Origin of the sequence: Antricoccus suffuscus, from assembly GCF_003003235.1 — a bacterium.
Taxonomy (GTDB): Bacteria; Actinomycetota; Actinomycetes; order Mycobacteriales; family Antricoccaceae; genus Antricoccus; species Antricoccus suffuscus.
In genome coordinates, this window is the sequence record NZ_PVUE01000009.1 from 1 (window position 1) to 18,287 (window position 18,287).

At 63.1% G+C, this 18,287-nt stretch carries 16 protein-coding genes; 14 read left to right on the plus strand and 2 right to left on the minus strand.

Annotated elements, in window-relative coordinates:
- A partial coding sequence (locus CLV47_RS11605; protein WP_202862530.1) for a hypothetical protein occupies window positions 1–232 on the minus strand: 232 nt, incomplete at its 3' end.
- Window positions 233–755: 523 nt separating this feature from the next.
- Here CLV47_RS11605 and CLV47_RS11610 point away from each other — a divergent pair.
- From CLV47_RS11610 to CLV47_RS11645, 8 genes are all read left to right on the plus strand, one after another.
- Complete coding sequence (locus CLV47_RS11610; protein WP_146135369.1) at window positions 756–3,566, plus strand: LuxR C-terminal-related transcriptional regulator; 2,811 nt, start codon at window positions 756–758, stop codon at window positions 3,564–3,566.
- A 54-nt stretch (window positions 3,567–3,620) separates the two neighbouring features.
- A complete protein-coding gene (locus CLV47_RS11615; RefSeq protein WP_106349219.1) occupies window positions 3,621–4,259 on the plus strand; it encodes a DUF3159 domain-containing protein in 639 nt (212 codons plus the stop codon).
- Window positions 4,256–5,689, plus strand: a complete 1,434-nt coding sequence (locus CLV47_RS11620) for a carotenoid oxygenase family protein (protein WP_106349220.1) — start codon at window positions 4,256–4,258, stop codon at window positions 5,687–5,689. Before CLV47_RS11615 ends, CLV47_RS11620 begins: the two co-directional genes overlap by 4 nt.
- A gap of 88 nt (window positions 5,690–5,777) precedes the next feature.
- Entirely contained in the window at window positions 5,778–7,073 is a 1,296-nt protein-coding gene (locus CLV47_RS11625) for a sensor histidine kinase (protein WP_170111045.1), read from the plus strand.
- Window positions 7,061–7,720: a response regulator gene (locus CLV47_RS11630; protein WP_106349222.1), complete on the plus strand. Its 660-nt coding sequence runs from the start codon at window positions 7,061–7,063 to the stop codon at window positions 7,718–7,720. Before CLV47_RS11625 ends, CLV47_RS11630 begins: the two co-directional genes overlap by 13 nt.
- The gene (locus tag CLV47_RS11635; RefSeq protein ID WP_146135370.1) at window positions 7,717–8,601 is read left to right on the plus strand and encodes a DUF4097 family beta strand repeat-containing protein; all 885 of its coding nucleotides are present in this window, start codon (window positions 7,717–7,719) and stop codon (window positions 8,599–8,601) included. The genes CLV47_RS11630 and CLV47_RS11635 overlap by 4 nt, the downstream gene beginning before the upstream one ends.
- Before the next feature lie 97 nt (window positions 8,602–8,698).
- Window positions 8,699–9,430: an enoyl-CoA hydratase/isomerase family protein gene (locus CLV47_RS11640; RefSeq protein WP_106349224.1), complete on the plus strand. Its 732-nt coding sequence runs from the start codon at window positions 8,699–8,701 to the stop codon at window positions 9,428–9,430.
- Window positions 9,431–9,457: 27 nt separating this feature from the next.
- Window positions 9,458–10,261, plus strand: a complete 804-nt coding sequence (locus CLV47_RS11645; protein ID WP_106349225.1) for an SDR family oxidoreductase — start codon at window positions 9,458–9,460, stop codon at window positions 10,259–10,261.
- On the opposite strand, the gene CLV47_RS11650 is transcribed toward CLV47_RS11645, so the two are convergent.
- Complete coding sequence (locus CLV47_RS11650) at window positions 10,258–10,983, minus strand: sulfite exporter TauE/SafE family protein (protein ID WP_170111046.1); 726 nt, start codon at window positions 10,981–10,983, stop codon at window positions 10,258–10,260. The genes CLV47_RS11645 and CLV47_RS11650 overlap by 4 nt on opposite strands.
- 209 nt (window positions 10,984–11,192) lie before the next feature.
- Here CLV47_RS11650 and pdxR point away from each other — a divergent pair, with 209 nt between their 5' ends.
- From pdxR to CLV47_RS22055, 6 genes are all read left to right on the plus strand, one after another.
- Window positions 11,193–12,629 carry a MocR-like pyridoxine biosynthesis transcription factor PdxR gene (gene pdxR, locus CLV47_RS11655; protein WP_106349227.1) on the plus strand — a complete coding sequence of 479 codons (1,437 nt, stop codon included), beginning with the start codon at window positions 11,193–11,195 and terminating at the stop codon, window positions 12,627–12,629.
- A 335-nt stretch (window positions 12,630–12,964) separates the two neighbouring features.
- Window positions 12,965–14,563, plus strand: coding sequence for an ABC transporter substrate-binding protein (locus tag CLV47_RS11660; RefSeq protein WP_170111047.1), 1,599 nt, complete (start codon window positions 12,965–12,967; stop codon window positions 14,561–14,563).
- Window positions 14,564–14,609: 46 nt separating this feature from the next.
- Entirely contained in the window at window positions 14,610–15,590 is a 981-nt protein-coding gene (locus tag CLV47_RS11665) for an ABC transporter permease (RefSeq protein WP_202862531.1), read from the plus strand.
- Window positions 15,587–16,468 (plus strand): ABC transporter permease, encoded by an 882-nt coding sequence (locus CLV47_RS11670; RefSeq protein WP_106349230.1) that lies wholly within the window; start codon window positions 15,587–15,589, stop codon window positions 16,466–16,468. Before CLV47_RS11665 ends, CLV47_RS11670 begins: the two co-directional genes overlap by 4 nt.
- Complete coding sequence (locus CLV47_RS22050) at window positions 16,465–17,322, plus strand: ATP-binding cassette domain-containing protein (protein WP_170111048.1); 858 nt, start codon at window positions 16,465–16,467, stop codon at window positions 17,320–17,322. The genes CLV47_RS11670 and CLV47_RS22050 overlap by 4 nt, the downstream gene beginning before the upstream one ends.
- Entirely contained in the window at window positions 17,319–18,284 is a 966-nt protein-coding gene (locus CLV47_RS22055; protein ID WP_238145394.1) for an ABC transporter ATP-binding protein, read from the plus strand. Before CLV47_RS22050 ends, CLV47_RS22055 begins: the two co-directional genes overlap by 4 nt.
- The last annotated feature ends 3 nt before the right edge of the window (window positions 18,285–18,287 follow it).

Here is an 18,287-nt window from a genome sequence, read left to right on the forward strand (position 1 = left end):
AGTCGTAGGTCGCTTCAGGGTCCTCGATAGGGGTCAGGAACGTCGGTAGCGCCCTCCGCTCATCCTGGTCACCCTCGTCCCCGTGGTCGTGGTCATGGTCGGGTTCGGTGTGGCCGGTGGCCGCATCGACGGCATCACGCAGCCGGTCATTCGGGTCAGCTTCGACGACCGCGTCGGGCTGGCTGGGCTCGGTGGACCGTTCGGGTGCGGCGTACTCGGGTCCGGTAGGCATGGGTGGCTCCTGTTCGGATTGCCGCGGCACCGGTTCTCGACACCGCGGTGGATGGGTCTTCTGGCCTCGACGCTAGCCCGACCTACCGACACTTTCCGCGGGCCGCGTTCGGCCCTTTTTCGTCTATGTGGCAATGGTTTTGGTTCGCTGGACACGGGTACTGAGCGCGGATGGCCAGGCGCGACGACCTTGTCGACAAGATCTGCGAACGCGACTTTTGATGTCATCGCGGATCATTCGGACCGCATCGATCGGTCGTCCGGATGGGTCGTCGACCCTGCCAGTCGTTGTACATCTTGCCGGGGTAGATAGGGCAGACATCGCGCCACTCGCGGTGATCACAACGTCGGACCGGCGGTTTTCTGATATAGATCGGATCTGGCTGGTGAGCGCGAAAGTCAGAGATTGCATGTCAATTCCAGGTGTGCCAGATTAGGACAGTGACAACAGTTCGCGACATGCCTATGCGCTGTCGTACGTCGCATGGGCGGCGCGGCAGGCGGATCTACTCCCGAGCGGACCGGTGACAGGCTCCGATGGCGGCCCCCAGATTGGTCGCCCCGCAGTCGGTGGCCCCGAAGAGTTGTCCCGGAACGAGATCGATCACCGGTTGCGGGAGATTCTGCTGCCAGTCATCAATGGGTCGTCAAGGGCTGGCGCATCGGTGGCGCTCACAGGACCGGCCGGCATCGGCAAGTCGTATTTGGCATCCGAGTTCGTCGATCAGGCTAGGTCGTCGCCGGCGCAGGTGCTGACCGCGGTCGGCGACCCGGCTCGCCGCCGCAAGAGTTTCGCGGTCATCAATGATCTCGTCGGCGATCCGCCGCGGGGAGAGGATCCCACCGAGTTCGTGTTCACCCGCGTGGACTCCATGTGTGCCGGTGGCCCCGTGCTGGTCTGGATCGACGACGTCCATCAGGTCGATGCAGCGTCACTGCGCGCCTTGCGTCGTCTGGTCTGGGCAGCGGGGAATCTGCCGTTGGCAGTCTTGCTGGCGGCGCGCACTCAGCCGTCCCGCGAGCAGGTTGACGTGATACTGCAGCAGACTGATCTCTGCATCCAAGTCGGCCCGATGGACCCGAAACTTATAAGGACCCTGGTCCATTCCCTGGTGGGTCGCTGGCCGGCGGCGAACCTGATGCGAGCGTTCGACGCGACCGGCGGGAATCCGCTCTTCATCAAGGAACTGTTTAGAAGCCTGGAGTCGCGACGCGCGCTGCGTCCGGTCGGCCGCGACAGCCTCGACCTTTCTGATGACGCTGTATCGCCGACGGCTGAGCTCGGCCCGCTGGTGCGGGACCTGTTGCGGCAAATGGACGACGAGTCCGGGTTGGAACTGCTGAGCGCGTTGGCCGTACTCGCGACGCCGGCCAGCCTGGCCGACATCGCCGATCTAATGTTTACCTCCGTCGAGGCACTTCGACCCATGCTGGAACGGCTGCGGCGGAGCGGGTTGGTGATCGGGTCGTCGGGTTCGGACACCGACCTGATTGGCGTCAGCCACGACGTGTATCGGGATGCGGCATATGAGTTGATCGATGAACCCGCCCGGCGGGCGCTGCACAAACGAGCCGCGGAATTGCTGCGGGCCAGCGGATCCAGCCCAGCGCTGGTCGCGCGGCACCTCTTGCGGGCGGCGGCCGGAGCAGACGCGACGGCTGACTCGGCGATCGAGCCAGCGTTATGGGAGGCGGCCCGCGAATCGACCGACTTCGCACCTGCCGTGGCGGCCGAGCTGCTCGCCGAGATCCCGACCTACGCGGCGGCAACGGATCATGCCGGAACCGCGGTCGCTCAGCAGGCGCGAGCGTTGTTCCTGTCCGGGCAGATGCGACAGGCAGTCGACGTAGTGCAAGCGCAGCTGCCGGCCACCACCGACCCCAGGGCGCAAGCCGAGCTGTTCAGGCTTCTCATTCAATCCCAGGTCGACGCGGCACAAACCGCCGCCGCCCTGCGCACGATCGAGGGGCCGCTTGCCGCACCCGATCTGCCGCTGGAGACGCGCCACCAGCTCGAACAGGTCCACGCTTGGGTCAGGATCCTGAACGGTGACTGGCAGGCGGCGGCCGCTGACATCTCCGCGAGTATGCCGGCGTTAGTCGCGAGCGACGACCGCAACGCTCAAGCCCAAGCGCTGGTCTCGCTGAGCTGTGCCGCTCACCTGGACGGCCGATCGCTCGAAGCCAGCGCACTGATCGAGCAACAGTTCGCGCTTCAGCTGGACGACGAGGGACGGCAGGCACAGACCTCGGCGCTGGTATGGCCGCCCTTCTTCGACCTGTTCGCCCGCGGAGTCGAGCCCGCCCGGCAGGCAGTGTTGGACACGCGGCGCCGGTCGCAGGAGCTTGGTGCCAGCTGGCTCTCGGCGTACCACTGCTTCGTAGCCGCGGGAATCGCCTTCACCGCAGGCGATTGGAACGACGCGCTAGCCGAATACACGTCCGGGCTGGAGCTCGCCGAAGAGTCCGGCAGTGGTTGGATCTCGATCGCCATCGGACAGGTGGCATACATGGACGCGCATCGCGGCAACATCCGCGCCGCGCAGGACAGGCTGCGACACTTCAGCTCCCGAAGGTTGCCGTTGCAGTTTGGCTCGGACGATCCCGGCTGGGGAGCATTGGCCGCACTGGAAGCCTCGGGAGATACCGAAGCTGCCGCGGTGTTCGCCCGTGACCTCTGGGCCGCGGCGCCCGCCGGCGGCCCGATCTGGATGCTGCAGATCGCGCCGGACGTGTGTCGTGTTGGTCTGATCGGGTGGGCACCTGGGCTGTGTGAGCGGGTGGCCGAGGAGATCTCCGCTCTGGACTATTCCGGATCGCCAGCCTTCGCCCACAGCGTGGACCTCGTGATGGGCATGAGCGGTGGCGACGTCGACCTCCTCGAGACCGCCGCGACGAGCGCAACCAATTACGGCTTCACCACGGTCGCCGGCTACGCGCTGGAGGAGGCGGCGTGCGCGGCGGCCACAGCATCGCAGTTACAGCGGGCTCGAGATCGCATGGAGGATGCCCTGGCGATCTATGACCGAATGGGGGCTGTGACCGACCGGGATCGGCTGCTTGCGCGAACCCGGTCCTTGGGGGTACGCCGCGGCTCTCGCGAGCGACATCGGCCCGCTCGGACCGGTCCGGCGAGCCTGACCGCGACCGAGCGGCGGGTCGCCGGGCTCGTCCGGGAAGGTCTCACGAACCCCGAGATCGGTACCCGCCTGTACCTGTCTCCGCGCACGGTGCAGGTGCATGTCTCACATATCCTGGGCAAGCTCGACCTTCGGTCGCGGGTGGACGTGGCCACCGCGATGGCATCGGAAGCGTTGGCGACGGACTCCCTCTAGATATAGGCCACTTGGCAGATGTCTCCTGCCGCGAAAGACGCCAGGGTTGTCCGTATGAATCCCATCGCCGTCGTGATCGGCTTTCTGCCGTTCATCGCATTCGACATTCTCAGTGAGCGCGATTTCTCCCACGCCATCGGTTGGGCGTCGGTCGTTGCCCTGGCGCTGACCGCATTTTTCGCGGCAACCGGTGGCAAGAACAAAGGCTCGGCCGTACTTAACGGCGCATCCGTGGTCATCTTCGTGGTGATCGCTGGGCTGGACTTCCTCGGCGGATCCGGCGTCGGGCGCTGGCTGGTCACCTGGTCGGCTGCTCTGGTCGCGGTCGTCCTTGGTGTGTTCATCCTGGCGATGGTGCCGATCCGGCCCTTTACCGAGGAGTTCGCCCGTCAGAGCGTTCCGAAGCAGTACTGGAGTTCGCCGACTTTCGGGCGGGTCAACCGGGTGCTGTCGACTGCCTGGGGTGCGGGGCTGTTGGCGATTGGACTGCTCTCCGTCGTGTTGGTCGCGCTTCAACGGGCCGACGTCGACCTCACCGACGGCTACCTCGACCTTCTGCTGAACTGGGTGATCCCGATCGTCATCTATATCGCGTTGGTGAAGTTGACGATCTCCTACCCCGAGCGTGCCCGGGGTGTCGCCAGAGCGGAGGCCGAGAGCACCGAGGCACTTGAAGCGGGGCGGTCGGCATGAACGCGCTGCCTGCCCATGACCGCCCCGCGCTCGGACTTGTGGACGCGGCCGCGGATCCTCACCTGAGCGGTGCCTTCGAGCCGGTCGTCGACGAGGTCGAATTGCCGGGGCTGACCGTAATCGGCGAGCTTCCCGTCGAGCTGAACGGGATGTATGTGCGCAACGGCCCGAACCCGCGTTTCACCCCGCTCGGCTCGTACCTCTACCCGATCGACGGCGACGGCATGGTGCACCGGATGCAGATCGCCGATGGCACGGCGGCGTACTCGAATCGGTTCGTCCGAACGCCGGCGATGGACCTTGAGGAACAGCGGGGTCGGGCGCTGTGGCCCGGGATCATGAGTGGGGGTGGGCTGCCCGACCCCGCCGACGTCGGTCCCGATCTCGCCTATGTCACCCGGGACATCCCGGACGTCAACATCGTGCGGCACGCGGGTCGCATCCTCGCCCTTGCCGAATCCGCGAACCCGTTCTGCTTGAGTCCGGACGTGCGGACCGTCGGTCGTGAACTATTCGATGGGGCGATCCCGCTGGGCATAACGGCGCACCCGAAGATCGATCCGGTAACCGGCGAGATGTTTGTCTTCTGCTACATGGAGGAGCCTCCGTACCTCACGTGGTCGGTGCTCGGTCCCGACGGCGGAGTGGTACGTGCGCCGACGCCCGTGTCCGGCGTGGACACGTCGTTCATGATCCACGACATGGCACTGACCAGCACCGCCGTCGTGCTGTTTCTCGCGCCGTTGCTGATTGACGTAGCCGCAATGATGAGCGGCGGGTCGCCACTTTCCTGGCGACCGGAGCTAGGCACGCGCATCGCGATCATCCCCCGCGACGGCGGGGCGGTGCGCTGGGTGTCCGACGAGGCGTTCTGGCTGTGGCACACGGCGAATGCATTCGACCTCGACGATGGCCGACTAGTGGTCGACTACGTGCAGTACGACCACCCCGGCATGGGGTTGTCGACGCTGCCGAAAACGACGTCACTTATACGCGCCACCATCGATCCCGGCGCCGGAAACGTCACCCGGGCCACCGTGGACGAGGCCTCGATCGAGTTCCCGCGGATCGACGACCGGCGGATGGGACAGGAGCATGACTGGATCGCGGTCGCCGCCGAGACTGGACGACGGGAGCTGCCGCACGGCACGGGGGACGCCATCCGCTGGTACCGGCCGAGTGACGGGACGATGCTGCAATGGACCGCGGACGACCTCCTGCTCGGTGAGCCGACCTTTGCGGCGCGGCCGGGGGACCCCGATCCCGATCACGGATGGTGGATGACGTTCGCTACTGAGCCAAATGGATCGGAGAGCTGGTTCCTATTAGTGCCCGCTGCCGACCCTGCGTCGGGGCCGGTGGCCCGAGTGCGGATCCCTGTGCGGGTCCCGCTCGGGCTGCACGGGAACTGGTTACCCGACGAGGAATGAGCCAAGGCACGTCCTGTAGATAACACCACCATCAACACGGATGTTCGCGACATCGCGGCAGCTCGTGCCGGCGGCTACCGTAGTCAGCGTGACCACGACTTTTACCCAGCAGGTACGCCGCTCGGCCGGCGATGCCCCTCCCGTTGCGCGATATCGCGCAATCCCTGGAGGCGCGGCGATTTTGTCGACGGTCTTGGCCGGCTTGATCGGCTTCCCGACGTTTGTCACGATCGTCGTGCTCCTACCGCTGTCGTTCGGTCTCGCCCCGCTGGTTATCCCATCGCTCATCCTGCTGGTGATCTTGTGGTGGCTCAACGACGGACTCACGTATGTGCATCGCTCACGTCTCGCATCGCTCATTGGCCTGCGCATCCCAGCGGCGCGACGCCCCGACACCCACTACTCATTCGTCAAAGGCACCCTCGTTCGGTTGAAGAGCAGGTCGACGTGGCGGCAACTGACGTACCACACGCTCGTCGGTCTGCTGAACTTCGTGATGACCAACCTCCTCGTTGCCTGGATCGCGATGTCGGTCCTGTGCGCGACCGTCTTTGCCACGACCTGGTCTCTGAGCATGGCCGGCCTGGATCAAACTCCGTGGGTGCCGGAAGCCCTCGCGATCCGCATCACCTTCACCGTCATCGGCATCGTTGCGTTCATCCTCACCCCGTGGGTGGCCCGCGCGATGGCATGTATGGATGGAATTCTGGCGATCGCGTTACTCGGCCCGAGCCGTAACCGCGCGTTGAGCGAAAAGGTAGAAACGCTCTCCAAGAGTCGCGCCGGCGTCGTCGACGCCGCCGATGCCGAACGCCGCCGCATAGAGCGCGACCTGCATGACGGCACTCAGCAACGGCTGACGTCTCTCGCGATGAACCTTGGTATCGCGAAGGCAACCTTCAAGGACCTGCCCATGCCGGCCAGAAAAGCGCTCGACGACGCACACGACGAGGCCAAGCAGGCCCTCGTCGAGCTGCGAATGCTGGTGCGCGGCCTGCACCCGGCGGTGCTCGATGACCGCGGTCTGGACGCCGCACTCTCGGGCATCGTCGCGAGGTCCCCGATCCCGATCCAACTCGACGTCGACCTACCTATGCGCCCGGCCCGCACGATCGAGGCGGTCGCCTACTTCGTGATCTCCGAGGCGCTGACCAACGTGATTAAGCATGCCCGCGCCAACGTCGTACAGGTCGTCGTCACCTCGGACGGAGAGTGGCTGTCACTGCGCGTCACCGACGACGGGGTCGGCGGCGCGGATCATGCCAAGGGCAGCGGTCTGGATGGCCTCAAACAGCGAATCGACGCTGTAGATGGACATTTACTGATCGACTCACCGGTCGGGGGACCGACCCATATTCTCGCGGAGCTACCGTGCGCGTCGTAATCGCCGAAGACTCGACCCTGCTACGTGAGGGGCTCATCCGGCTGCTCAGCGTCGCCGACATCGAGGTCGTCGAGGCGGTCGACAACGCCGAAGACCTGCTGCGGGCGGTCGAACAACATGCTCCGGACCTCGCGCTGGTCGACGTACGGATGCCGCCATCATTTACCGACGAGGGGATCCGCGCCGCCCTAGTCGTACGCTCGACCTGGCCGGATGTCGCCCTGCTGATCCTGTCGCAGTACGTCGAAGAGCGCTACGCGACAGATCTCCTGAGCGGTACGACGAAGGCGGTCGGCTATCTGCTCAAGGACCGGGTTGCGGACGTCGAGGACTTCATTGTCGCGTTGCGCCGAGTGGCTGCGGGCGGTACGGCGCTTGACCCCGAGGTCGTGGCGCAACTGCTGATCCGTCGGTCCGGTGATCCGCTGGAGGCCCTGACACCACGCGAGCGCGACGTACTCGAGCTGATGGCCGAGGGCCGGTCCAACGGCGGAATCGCCGAGGCACTTGTGGTCAGTGAGAGCGCGGTAGCAAAGCACGTCAACGCCATCTTCACCAAGCTCGACATGTCTCAGACGGAAAGTCCGCACCGCCGCGTCGTGGCGGTCCTGCAGTTTCTTGCGGCCTCGAAAGGCGCGCGATCGTGACAACCACTATGTATAGACATGACTACGACCCGGACGTGCGCGCGGCCGACAATCCATCACCGGAGACTAGGCGCGGTTGGATCATCGCCGGCTCGGTCCTTACCGTGCTCGCCATTGCAGGAGCGTTGCTCCAGATGTATTTGCTGGTGTCATTGCGTACAGGCTCGGACTCCAAGAACTATCCCGGCGCGATCTCGGCGTTGACGGTCTCAAATGTGAGCTCGTCCGATATACAGATCATCGCCGACGATTCGGTTGACGGTGCCCGCGTAGAGCGGTCGATGCATTGGTCCGGCACTTCGTCGGACGAACCCCACTCGACGAGCGTGTTGACCGACGGCGTACTCAAGATCGGCGACGAATGCGCCGGTACGTCGAACTGCAATATCGACTATCGAATCTATGTCTCGCCGGACATCAAGGTCGATGCACAGACATCAAGCGGTGATCTGGACTTGCGTGGAGTCCACGGTGACGTCGTCGCGAAGGCGAATTCGGGTGACGTGCGGCTGACGGGGATCGAGGGTGCTGTCGAGGTGTCCGCGGACTCCGGTGACGTCACGCTGACCGATATCGACGGCAACGTCGACACCAAGGCCAACTCCGGCAATATCCGCGCCAGCGGTATCCGCGCAAAGGTCTTCACTGCGCATGCCGACAGCGGAGATATCCGGGTAGACCTGACTAAGGATGCAGACAACATCAGCGTGAGCGCCTCGTCGGGTTCGATTTACCTGACCGTTCCGGGTCTCACGCCGTACGACGTGCAGGCCTCGGCCAGCAGTGGAAGTACCGCAGTCGACATCCCGGTCGACAACGGATCCGCGCGGCCACTGATCGCGAAGGCCGACTCCGGGGACGTGCGGATCGACAAGAACTAGCGCATGCACTTCGGCGCGACGCTTCTGTAATGATGGTGGAAGATCAGGCACGGCAGTCCATGCCTGATCTTCCACCATCATTACGGCAGGAGCGATCATGGATCTCGTTGTCAGGACCGATGAAGACTTTGTTACCACGCTGAGCCTCAACCGGCCCGAGAAGCTCAACGCTCTCACGCCGGCGGTCTTCGAACAGCTCCGCGAACATCTCGAGGACCTTGCCGAGGACGATGACGTGCGGGTCGTCGTGCTTACTGGTGCCGGTCGGTCGTTCTGCGCAGGAAACGATCTCGGCGGCATCTCGGAGCGCAAAGCCGCCGAACCAGGGAAGTACGAACAGTCCGAAACCGTTGACCTCCTCGAAGCCCTGCCGCAGCCGACAATCTGCCGCATCCAGGGGCACTGCTTCACCGGCGGTCTTGAGCTCGCGCTCGCGTGCGACATCCTGGTCGCCGCTTCCGACGCGAAGATCGGCGACACTCACGGACAGTGGGGTCTGGTGCCGATTTGGGGCATGTCGGTCCGGCTGCCGGAGCGAGTCGGGCGCTCTAAGGCCAAGGAACTGATGTTTACCAGCCGGCGGATTTCCGGTGCTGACGCGGCCGAGATTGGCCTCGTCGACCGTGCCGTGCCCGCTTCCGAGCTCGATCAAACGGTCGCCGATCTGGCTGCCGAAATCGCCAAGAACTCGCCGTACAGTAACCGAATCAACAAGAGGCTGGTCGCATCTGGCGTCTCGGTGCCGCGCGAGACCGCGTTGCTACTCGAACGCACTCGGCCCTTCGGCGTACCGGCCGATATGGCCGAACGGATGAGTCGCGGCATCTAGTTGACGTCGACCAGCTAGCGGGCGAACATGACCGAGTCACTGCGCGGGCGAGTCGCTGTGGTCACCGGCGTAAGCAGGCGCCGCGGGATCGGGTTCGCGGTCGCAACGCGGTTGGCTGCGATGGGCGCGGACGTCTTCATCACCCACTACGCGGCCCACGACGACGCGCAGCCGTGGGGATCTGACGACGTCGGCGAGGTCGTCGCTGAACTGGCGCGGAATTCGCCAGGCCGGATCGCGGATCTGAGCGCCGACCTCGCACAGCCGTCGGCGGTCAGCGCGGTTATCGAGTCCGCGGTCGAGTCGTTCGGGCACGTGGACATCCTGATCTGCAACCAGGCCAGGAGCGGTGAGGATGGCGGATTGCTCGACCTCGACGCAGGTCAGCTTGACGGCCATTGGCAGGTCGATGCGCGCGCCACTTTGCTGCTTACCCAACACTTTGCCCGGCAGCACGATGGGCGTGATGGCGGCCGGGTTGTCTGGATGACCTCGGGACAGCAGCTCGGCCCGATGCCTGGTGAAGTGGCGTACGCCGCGGCAAAGGCGGCGCTCGTCGGCGTACTTCCTACTGTCGCGGACGAATTGGTGAGCCGGAACATCCTTTTGAATGCGATAAATCCGGGCCCCGTGAACACCGGTTACTTAGATCCGTCGACGGCTGACCGGGGTGATGAGGACCTGGCGCGGGTGCGAGCGGCGTTCCCGCAGGGGCGGTACGGCGAACCTGACGATCCTGCGCGCCTCATTGCGTGGCTAGTCTCCGACGAGGGTCGCTGGGTGGTCGGTCAAGTGATCAACTCGGAGGGCGGATTCCGCCGTGGTGGTTAGCCCGCAAAGGCCCTAATAAGGGTCAGAACGCCGCTCACGACCAGGGTGCCGAGTACGAGTCGTCGGAAATGCGGTCCCGTCAGACGGTGAAATAGCTTGTCACCAAGGAACCATCCGATGACGAGCGCGGGAATCGCCGTAGCGGCGACGGTGACGCTTTGTCCGGTGAATTGGTCGGTGAGTACGAAACCGATGACCACGATGATGATTTGAACGGTGAACGCCGCCTGTAGCGTCGCTCGGAAGCTTCTCGGCGAGAGCCCCATCGCCTGAAACGCCGCAACGAGAGGTGGTCCATTCATTCCGGTCGAGGCCAGCAGAACGCCGCTCGATACACCTGCGACGATCTCGGTGCGTGGGCCGCGAGGAACTGTCAATCCGAATGCGATGATCGCGGCGAAGACCAGCACGACCACCGCGATGACGGCATTCAGAAGGTGCTCGTCAAAGGTGGCTAGGACATACAGACCGATCGGGATCCCGACGAAACTGGCCAACGTAACGACAATGACGGACCGCCATTGGACATGCGACCACTCGCGGATCGCAATCACGGCAGTGAGTGCGAGTTCCACGGTCGTAATCGCGACAACGGCGGTGTGTGCGTCAACCGCTAGGGCCAGCAGTGGGACGCCGAGTAGCGCAAATCCGAACCCGGTCAGAGCCTGCGCAGCGGCGGAAAAGGCCGCGACGCAGAAGGACGTAATCAGCAGCGCGGTCACGGGAAGGCGAATCTAATGAGGATGGCGGCATCCCGCGAACGTCCGAAGACACTCTGGCGTTGCGTGGTCATGCCAGGTGCTCCGATCTCGTGGGTTTGGTCGATGCCGTTGCCGGTGAGGTAATTGTCAGGTGAGTCTGACACTCTTGCATCTGGCTTGTGAAGTACCAGAATGGTGCCCAGTTAACAGGCCAGACCGGAGGGGCCAGGATGGGACGCACATCAGCGGAGTCGTTGGTGCACCAGGTGCAGCGGATTATCGAACGCCAGATCATCTCCCGGACGCTAGGTCCCGCGGGTCGGCTGCCCAGCTCACGGTTGCTGGCCGCACAGCTAGGCGTGTCGAGGTCGACGGTCGTTGCCGCGTTGGATCTTCTCGTTGCTCAGGGCTACGTCGAGTCTCGCCCGCGCAGTGGGCTGTTTGTCAATCCCGAACTACTGCGGATTCCGACGGGGTCAACAAGTTCCGCAGACGGCACAGCGCCGGACCGCTGGGACAAACTGCTTCCAGCGGTCCGAACTGCCACCAGGACCGGGTCAGAGCCCTCCTGGTGGCACGCGCCGTACCCGTTCATCACAGGACAGTCCGACCCGCGCATGTTTCCTCGGTCGGCCTGGCTGCGGGCGCTGCGCGATGCGCTCGATGCAGACCACCTGGTTTGGAGCACGGCGGAGCACGGCGGCGACGACCCGTTACTGGCGGAGCAGATCTGTGGACGTATCGCGGCCATCCGTGGTGTGGACTGCAACCCGGACCAGGTGCTGATCACGCTGGGCAGTCAACACGCACTGTCGATGATCGCGGACCTTCTGACCGGCCCGGGTACCCAGGCGATTGTCGAAGATCCCGGCTACCCCGACGCGCGCCAGATACTTGGGTCCCATGGCGCGACCGTGCGTGCTGGGCGAGTGGACGGTGCCGGTCTCGTCGTCAACGAGAACCTGAACGGCGCGGATCTGGTGTATGTAACCCCCAGTCATCAGCACCCCACCAACGTAACGATGAGCGTCGAGCGACGAATCGAACTCCTCGAAGCAGCTGACGCCGAGGACTTCACGATCGTGGAGGATGACTACGACAGCGAGCTGCGGTACCGCGGAGCCCCGAGCCCTGCCCTCGCCTCTCTCGACGGAACCGGGCGCACGATCTACCTGGGCACGTTTTCGAAGTTCATAGCGCCGGGACTGCGCGTCGGTTTCGTTGTAGCGGACGCCCGTCTGATCGCTGCTATGCGTGATCGATTGCGTCTGACGATTCGGCAAGCCCCGGGCCTCATGCAGAGAGCGCTCGCAATTTTCATCCGAAATGGTGACTACGCTCGAGCCCTGGCCGCGCATCGCGCAGAGCTTTCCAAGCGATGGAGCCTCCTACAGTCCGAGTTGGAGGATCAGCTTGGCTGGACCGGCAACTATCCCCCCGGCGGGACCAGCCTGTGGATGCGCGCACCGGACCGCATCGACTGGCGACAGGTGGCGGTGCACGCGCGAGTGCACGGAGTATTGCTTGAGCCGCCGGCCGAACACTGGGCCGAGCCGCAGGCACCGCTGCGACATCTTCGCCTTGGGTTTGCCGCGATTCCACTACGCCAGATCCCCGGCGGCATCCGCGAGTTGGCGGCCGCGTACCGGATTGTCGCAGACGGGTGACCAGCTAACGGCGCTCGACCTGCTGGCAGGTAACGATTCGGTATAGGCACGCATCCCGCGTGGTTGGTCATCGGCGCCCGCGCATCGCGATTTCTTTGACGTTTTGCCTTAGCAGGGGCGAGATACCTGTGGAGAGTCGACTGAAATTTTCGGTTATCGAACATTAACGTCGAATCTGGACTGCTACATCACGCTATTTCTGGCTCTGTACTAACCAGATGGACCCTGCCACTCTCTGAGAACCGATCCGAGCCCCAGCGGCTACGTAGGCGATGACGCCGCGGGTCGGAGCCCGTCCCCGGTCACCCCGACTCCGAGAAGAAACGGCTAACTTCATGGTTAAACGTCGTATTACCGTCGTACTCATTGCGATCGTGACGCTGTTGGCAACCGCGTGCGGTAGCGGCGGTGGAGCCGGGAGCCCCAGTGCCAGCGACACGGTGATCATCGGAACCACGCAGGTTCCCCGCACGCTCATCCCAGCCGTGCAGTCGGGTTTCGCGACCGCACTGCCGGGTGCGCAGTTGTTTGCCAGCCCGGTGTACTACGACGACAGTTTCGACCCGAAACCATACCTGGCGAAGTCATGGGAATTTACCGATGACAAGAAGCAACTCACTCTGCATCTGGTCAAGGACGCGAAATTCCACGACGAGACGCCCATCACCTCAGAGGATGTCGCGTTCTCGATCGGGCTAGTCAAGGCGCACCATCCGTTTGGTGAGCAGTTGTTCGGCAAGGTCACATCGGTGGACACTCCCGATCCGCAGACCGTTGTCATTCATCTTTCGAGCCCGTCGCCGGCCATCATGATCGCGATGTCGCCACTGTTTCTTCCGGTCATGCCGAAGCACATATACGAGAAGGTCGACAACTGGACGAACTCGCCGCTGAATCTGTCAGACGTGGTCGGTTCTGGACCGTACAAACTGGTTAGCTACGACAAAGGCAGCAAGCTGGTGCTGAAGAAGTTCGACGACTTCTTCATGAAGGACCGCGTCAAAGTCAACAACGTGATCTATCAGTTCTTTCCCGAAGCGAACTCGCTGGTGCTGGGAATGCAAAGCGGCGAGCTTAACCTGACCGCATCCAGCTCGCCGTCGACGACGAACCAGCTGAAGAAGATCAGTGGCGTGACGGTGGCCGATAAGGGCTATGAGGGTGTCGGCTACATGAGCCAGATCGACCTCAACCTCAAGAGTAAATACCTGAGCGACGTGAAGGTGCGCGAAGCCATCCGAATGGCAATCGACGTAAAGGGTAATTCCAAGCAGCTTTACGACGGTGCGGTGAATCTAGCGCGCGGCCCCATTGCACCGGGCAGCCCATACTTCGACAAGAAGATCAACGACAAGTACTCGTACGACACGAAGAAGGCAGGCGCCCTCCTCGACGATGCTGGATACCCCAAGGACGGCTCCGGCAAGCGATTTGAACTGCGGCTGACCTACATTCCGGGAATCCCTGACTCGCAGCAGGGAGTCGCGAATCTGGTCAAGGAGAATCTCGCCAAGATCGGCATCGTGGTCAACCTGGAGACCGCTCCGGACTTCCCTACCTGGTCAAACAAGGTCGCCAACTTCGACTACGACATGACCGTCGACGCTCAGTACAACTGGGGCGACCCGTCGATTGGGGTAGATCGACAATTCCTGTGCAACAACATTCGTCCGGGTGTGGTCTGGGCGAATATGGCCCAGTACTGCAACCCGAAGGCAGATGCGCTCCTGAGCGAGGCCGCATCGGCCACAGACGAGAAGACACGCAAGGGTCTATATGACCAATTCCAGGACATTGTCACCGACGACATCCCGTACATCTGGATGACCGACGTACCGCTCGTCAACGCATACAACCAGACAGTGTCGAAAGCGCCGAACGGCATCTGGGGACTGATGAGCCCGATGTTCGACATGACCGTTACCAAGAAGTAGCCGTGAGTCCACGACCGGTGCCGATGAACCGAACGGAGGTATGTCGATGACGCGATTCATCGCTTCGCGAGTACTGCAGGCGATCTTGTTGATACTCGCGGTGATCGTGCTCAACTTCCTGCTGATCCATCTGGCCCCGGGTGATGCCGCGGGTGCGATCGCCGGGAGTCAGGGCGGGTCATCGCCCGCTCAGATGGCACAGATCCGGCACGACTTCGGACTGGACAAGCCGCTACTTGTGCAGCTTGGTAGCTACCTCTGGCAAGTACTGCATGGAAACTTCGGGTACTCCTTTTGGATGAACAGTTCGGTGATGGACCTGGTTCTGCCGCGGTTGGGGGCGACGTTGTTGCTCGCTGTGACAGGGTTGCTGATCGGTGCGTTTGTCGGCACCTTGATGGGTCTGTACTCCGCCTGGAAACCACGCGGCATCATGTCGTATGTCGTGACGGTGGTGGCACTGGTCGGGTTCTCGGCGCCGGCGTTCTGGACTGGAATCATGCTGGTGATCATCTTCGCCATTTGGGTGCCGTTCTTCCCGACCGCGGGTATGCAGAGCATCATCGTCCCGGACGGCGCGCTGAACGTCGTCGGGGACGTTGCATGGCACCTGGTACTCCCCGCCTTCACGCTAGGGATCATCTACATCGCGTTGTATGCCCGCACCGGGCGGGCGAGCATGCTCGAAGTCCTCGGCTCGGACTACATCAGGACCGCGTGGGCTAAGGGCCTGCGATCACGCAAGGTCGTCTTCAAACACGCATTCCGCAATGCGCTGATCCCGTTGGTGACCCTCGCGGGGCTGCAGGTCGGATCTCTGATCTCCAGCGCAATCCTGATCGAAGTGGTGTTCAACTGGCCGGGAATCGGGCGGTTGGCGCTGGATTCGGTTAGCCGTCGCGATACCCCGGTGCTGCTGGGAATTCTGGCGATGAGCGCCGTACTAGTCATCGTCGCGAACCTGATCACCGACATCGTCTACCGGATCATCGATCCACGCATCAGCGTCAAGAGTGAGGCATCATGAGCGCGGTCCCGATCGACATCACCAACGCACCGGTTCAGGCTCGACAAGTATCGGCATGGCAGGTGTTTCGGCGAAACAAGTCCGCGGTGACCGGATTGGTCATCTTGCTGATTATCGTGTTGGCGACGATTTTCGGTCCGATGCTCTACCGGGTCTCACCGTTCGCGGTGGTCGGGCCAACGCACCTAGCGCCCGGGGCATCGGGCGCCCCGTTGCTGGGCACCGACAAGCTGGGGCGTGACATCTTTGCCGGAATCCTCAACGGCGGGCGGGTCACGCTGTTGGTGGGTGCGGCCGCGGCCGCACTGTCGGCAGTGATCGGACTCGTCGTAGGCGGGCTTTCCGGTTTCTACGGGGGATTTGCCGATTCGGCACTGATGCGCTTCACCGAGTTTTTCCAAGTACTTCCCGCATTGTTGCTGGCGCTGGTGGTCGTCAGCCTGTTTGGTCCGAACTTCCTAACGATCACGATCTCGATCGGGATCGTGACTTGGCCCGGGACGGCGCGCTTGATCCGAGCAGAGTTCCTGCGGATACGGCAGTTGGAGTATGTGAAGGCCGCGAAGTCCATCGGTGCGAGAGATCTGCGCATCATGCTGCGCTTGGTGTTGCCTAATGCGCTGCCCCCGGCGTTGGTCTACACCACGTTGATCATCGGAATCTCGATGCTGCTAGAAGCGGGCCTGAGCTTTATCGGCGCGACCAACCCGAACACGCTGAGTTGGGGACTGATGCTGGGCGACAACCGTGACCAGATCCTGGTCGCCTGGTGGCCCGTCGTCTTCCCCGGGCTGGCGATTTTCTTCTCCGTTCTCAGTGTCAGTCTTATCGGAGATGGCCTCAACGACGCATTGAACCCGAAGGGACGGGACCGATGAGCGAACAACCACTGCTCGACGTGCGGGGCCTCACCGTGAAATTTGGGGACTCCGTCGCCGTGGATGACTTGAGCTTTACCCTCGGTGCGGGCGAGATCCTCGCGATCGTGGGCGAGTCCGGCTCGGGCAAGAGCGTTACGGCGATGTCCATCATGCGGCTGATCGAGCTCTCCACGACTGGAAAGATCATCAGCGGCGAAATTAATCTTCGGCAGCCGGATGGGTCGGTCATCGACCTGTGCCGGACGAGTGAAAGCCAACTTCGCCGAGTCCGCGGCAATGCGATCTCGATGATCTTTCAGGAGCCACTGACGTGCCTCAACCCGCTCTATACCGTCGGCAACCAGATCATCGAGGCAATCACGACTCATCGACCGGCGAGCGCGAAAGCCGCGCACGATCGCTGCCTCGAGCTGATGGACATGGTCCGGATTCCGGAAGCAGCACGGCGGATACGACAGTATCCGCATGAATTGTCCGGAGGAATGCGCCAACGAGTGATGATCGCGATGGCATTGGCCTGCGAGCCGCGGATCATCATCGCCGACGAACCCACGACCGCCCTAGACGTGACGATCCAGGCGCAAATTCTGTCGCTGATACTGGACCTGCGCGACCGGATCGGGGCGGCGGTCATTTTCATCACCCATGACATGGGCGTTGTCGCTGAGGTCGCCGACCGGGTGCTAGTCATGCGCCGTTCGAAGTTTGTTGAGGAAGCTTCCGTAATGGACATATTCAGCAACCCGCAAGAGGCGTATACCAAAGATCTGCTCGCCGCTGTGCCACGGCTAGGCAGCATGAGCGGCAAGACCAAGCCCGAACGCTTCGTGGTCAGCGGAGCGGCGCTGTGAACCGCGCGTTAGCCGAGGCGGCCGTCGCCAGCGGCAGTGACTCGGTCGGGGCAGGCGAGAATCTGCTGGAGATCCGCAACCTGGTCAAACGATTTCCGCTGCCCAGCGGAATGAAGGTGCACGCCGTCGAAGATGTGTCTCTGTCGATATGCCGGGGTGAAACCCTCGCCCTGGTCGGCGAGAGCGGTTGCGGCAAGACGACGTTGGCGCAACTTGCGATGCGCCTACTCACGCCCGATAGTGGTCAGATCCTGCTCGATGGGGTGGACATCGCGCACCTCTCGCGCCGTGCGCTGCGCCCGTATCGCTCGGCACTTCAGATGGTTTTTCAGGATCCCTACGCCAGCCTCAACCCGCGCGCCACGATCGGTGCGTCTATTGCAGAACCGCTGCGCGTACATAAACGTGGCACGCGAAGCGAGATTCAGGAACGGGTGCGGGACCTACTTGAGCTGGTCGGGCTAGAGCGCGACCTGGTGAATCGCTTCCCACATCAATTCTCGGGCGGACAGCGTCAGCGGATCTGCATCGCGCGGGCGTTGGCGCTCAATCCGCGACTGCTCGTCGCCGACGAGGCCGTGTCCGCGCTCGATGTCTCGGTACAGGCGACGGTACTGAACTTGATGATGGACTTACAGGACGAGTTGGGTATCGGGTTGCTATTCGTCAGTCACGACCTCGCCGTGGTCGAGCGGTTGGCGCACCGGGTCGCCGTGATGTACCTGGGGCAGGTGGTGGAGTTGGGTAGCCGGCGAGACATATTCGAAGATCCGTGTCATTCGTATACCCGGCGGCTACTGTCCGCCGTGCCAGTTCCCGACCCGTCGGTACGCGGCAAACGTGAAATGCTCAGCGGCGAGATCCCCAGTCCGGTCTGGCCGAAGGGCGAAGGGCCCGAGGTCGTCGACCTACGTGAGGTGTCCCCAGGTCACTGGGTGGCAGCAGAAATAGAAGGTGCCTAGTGT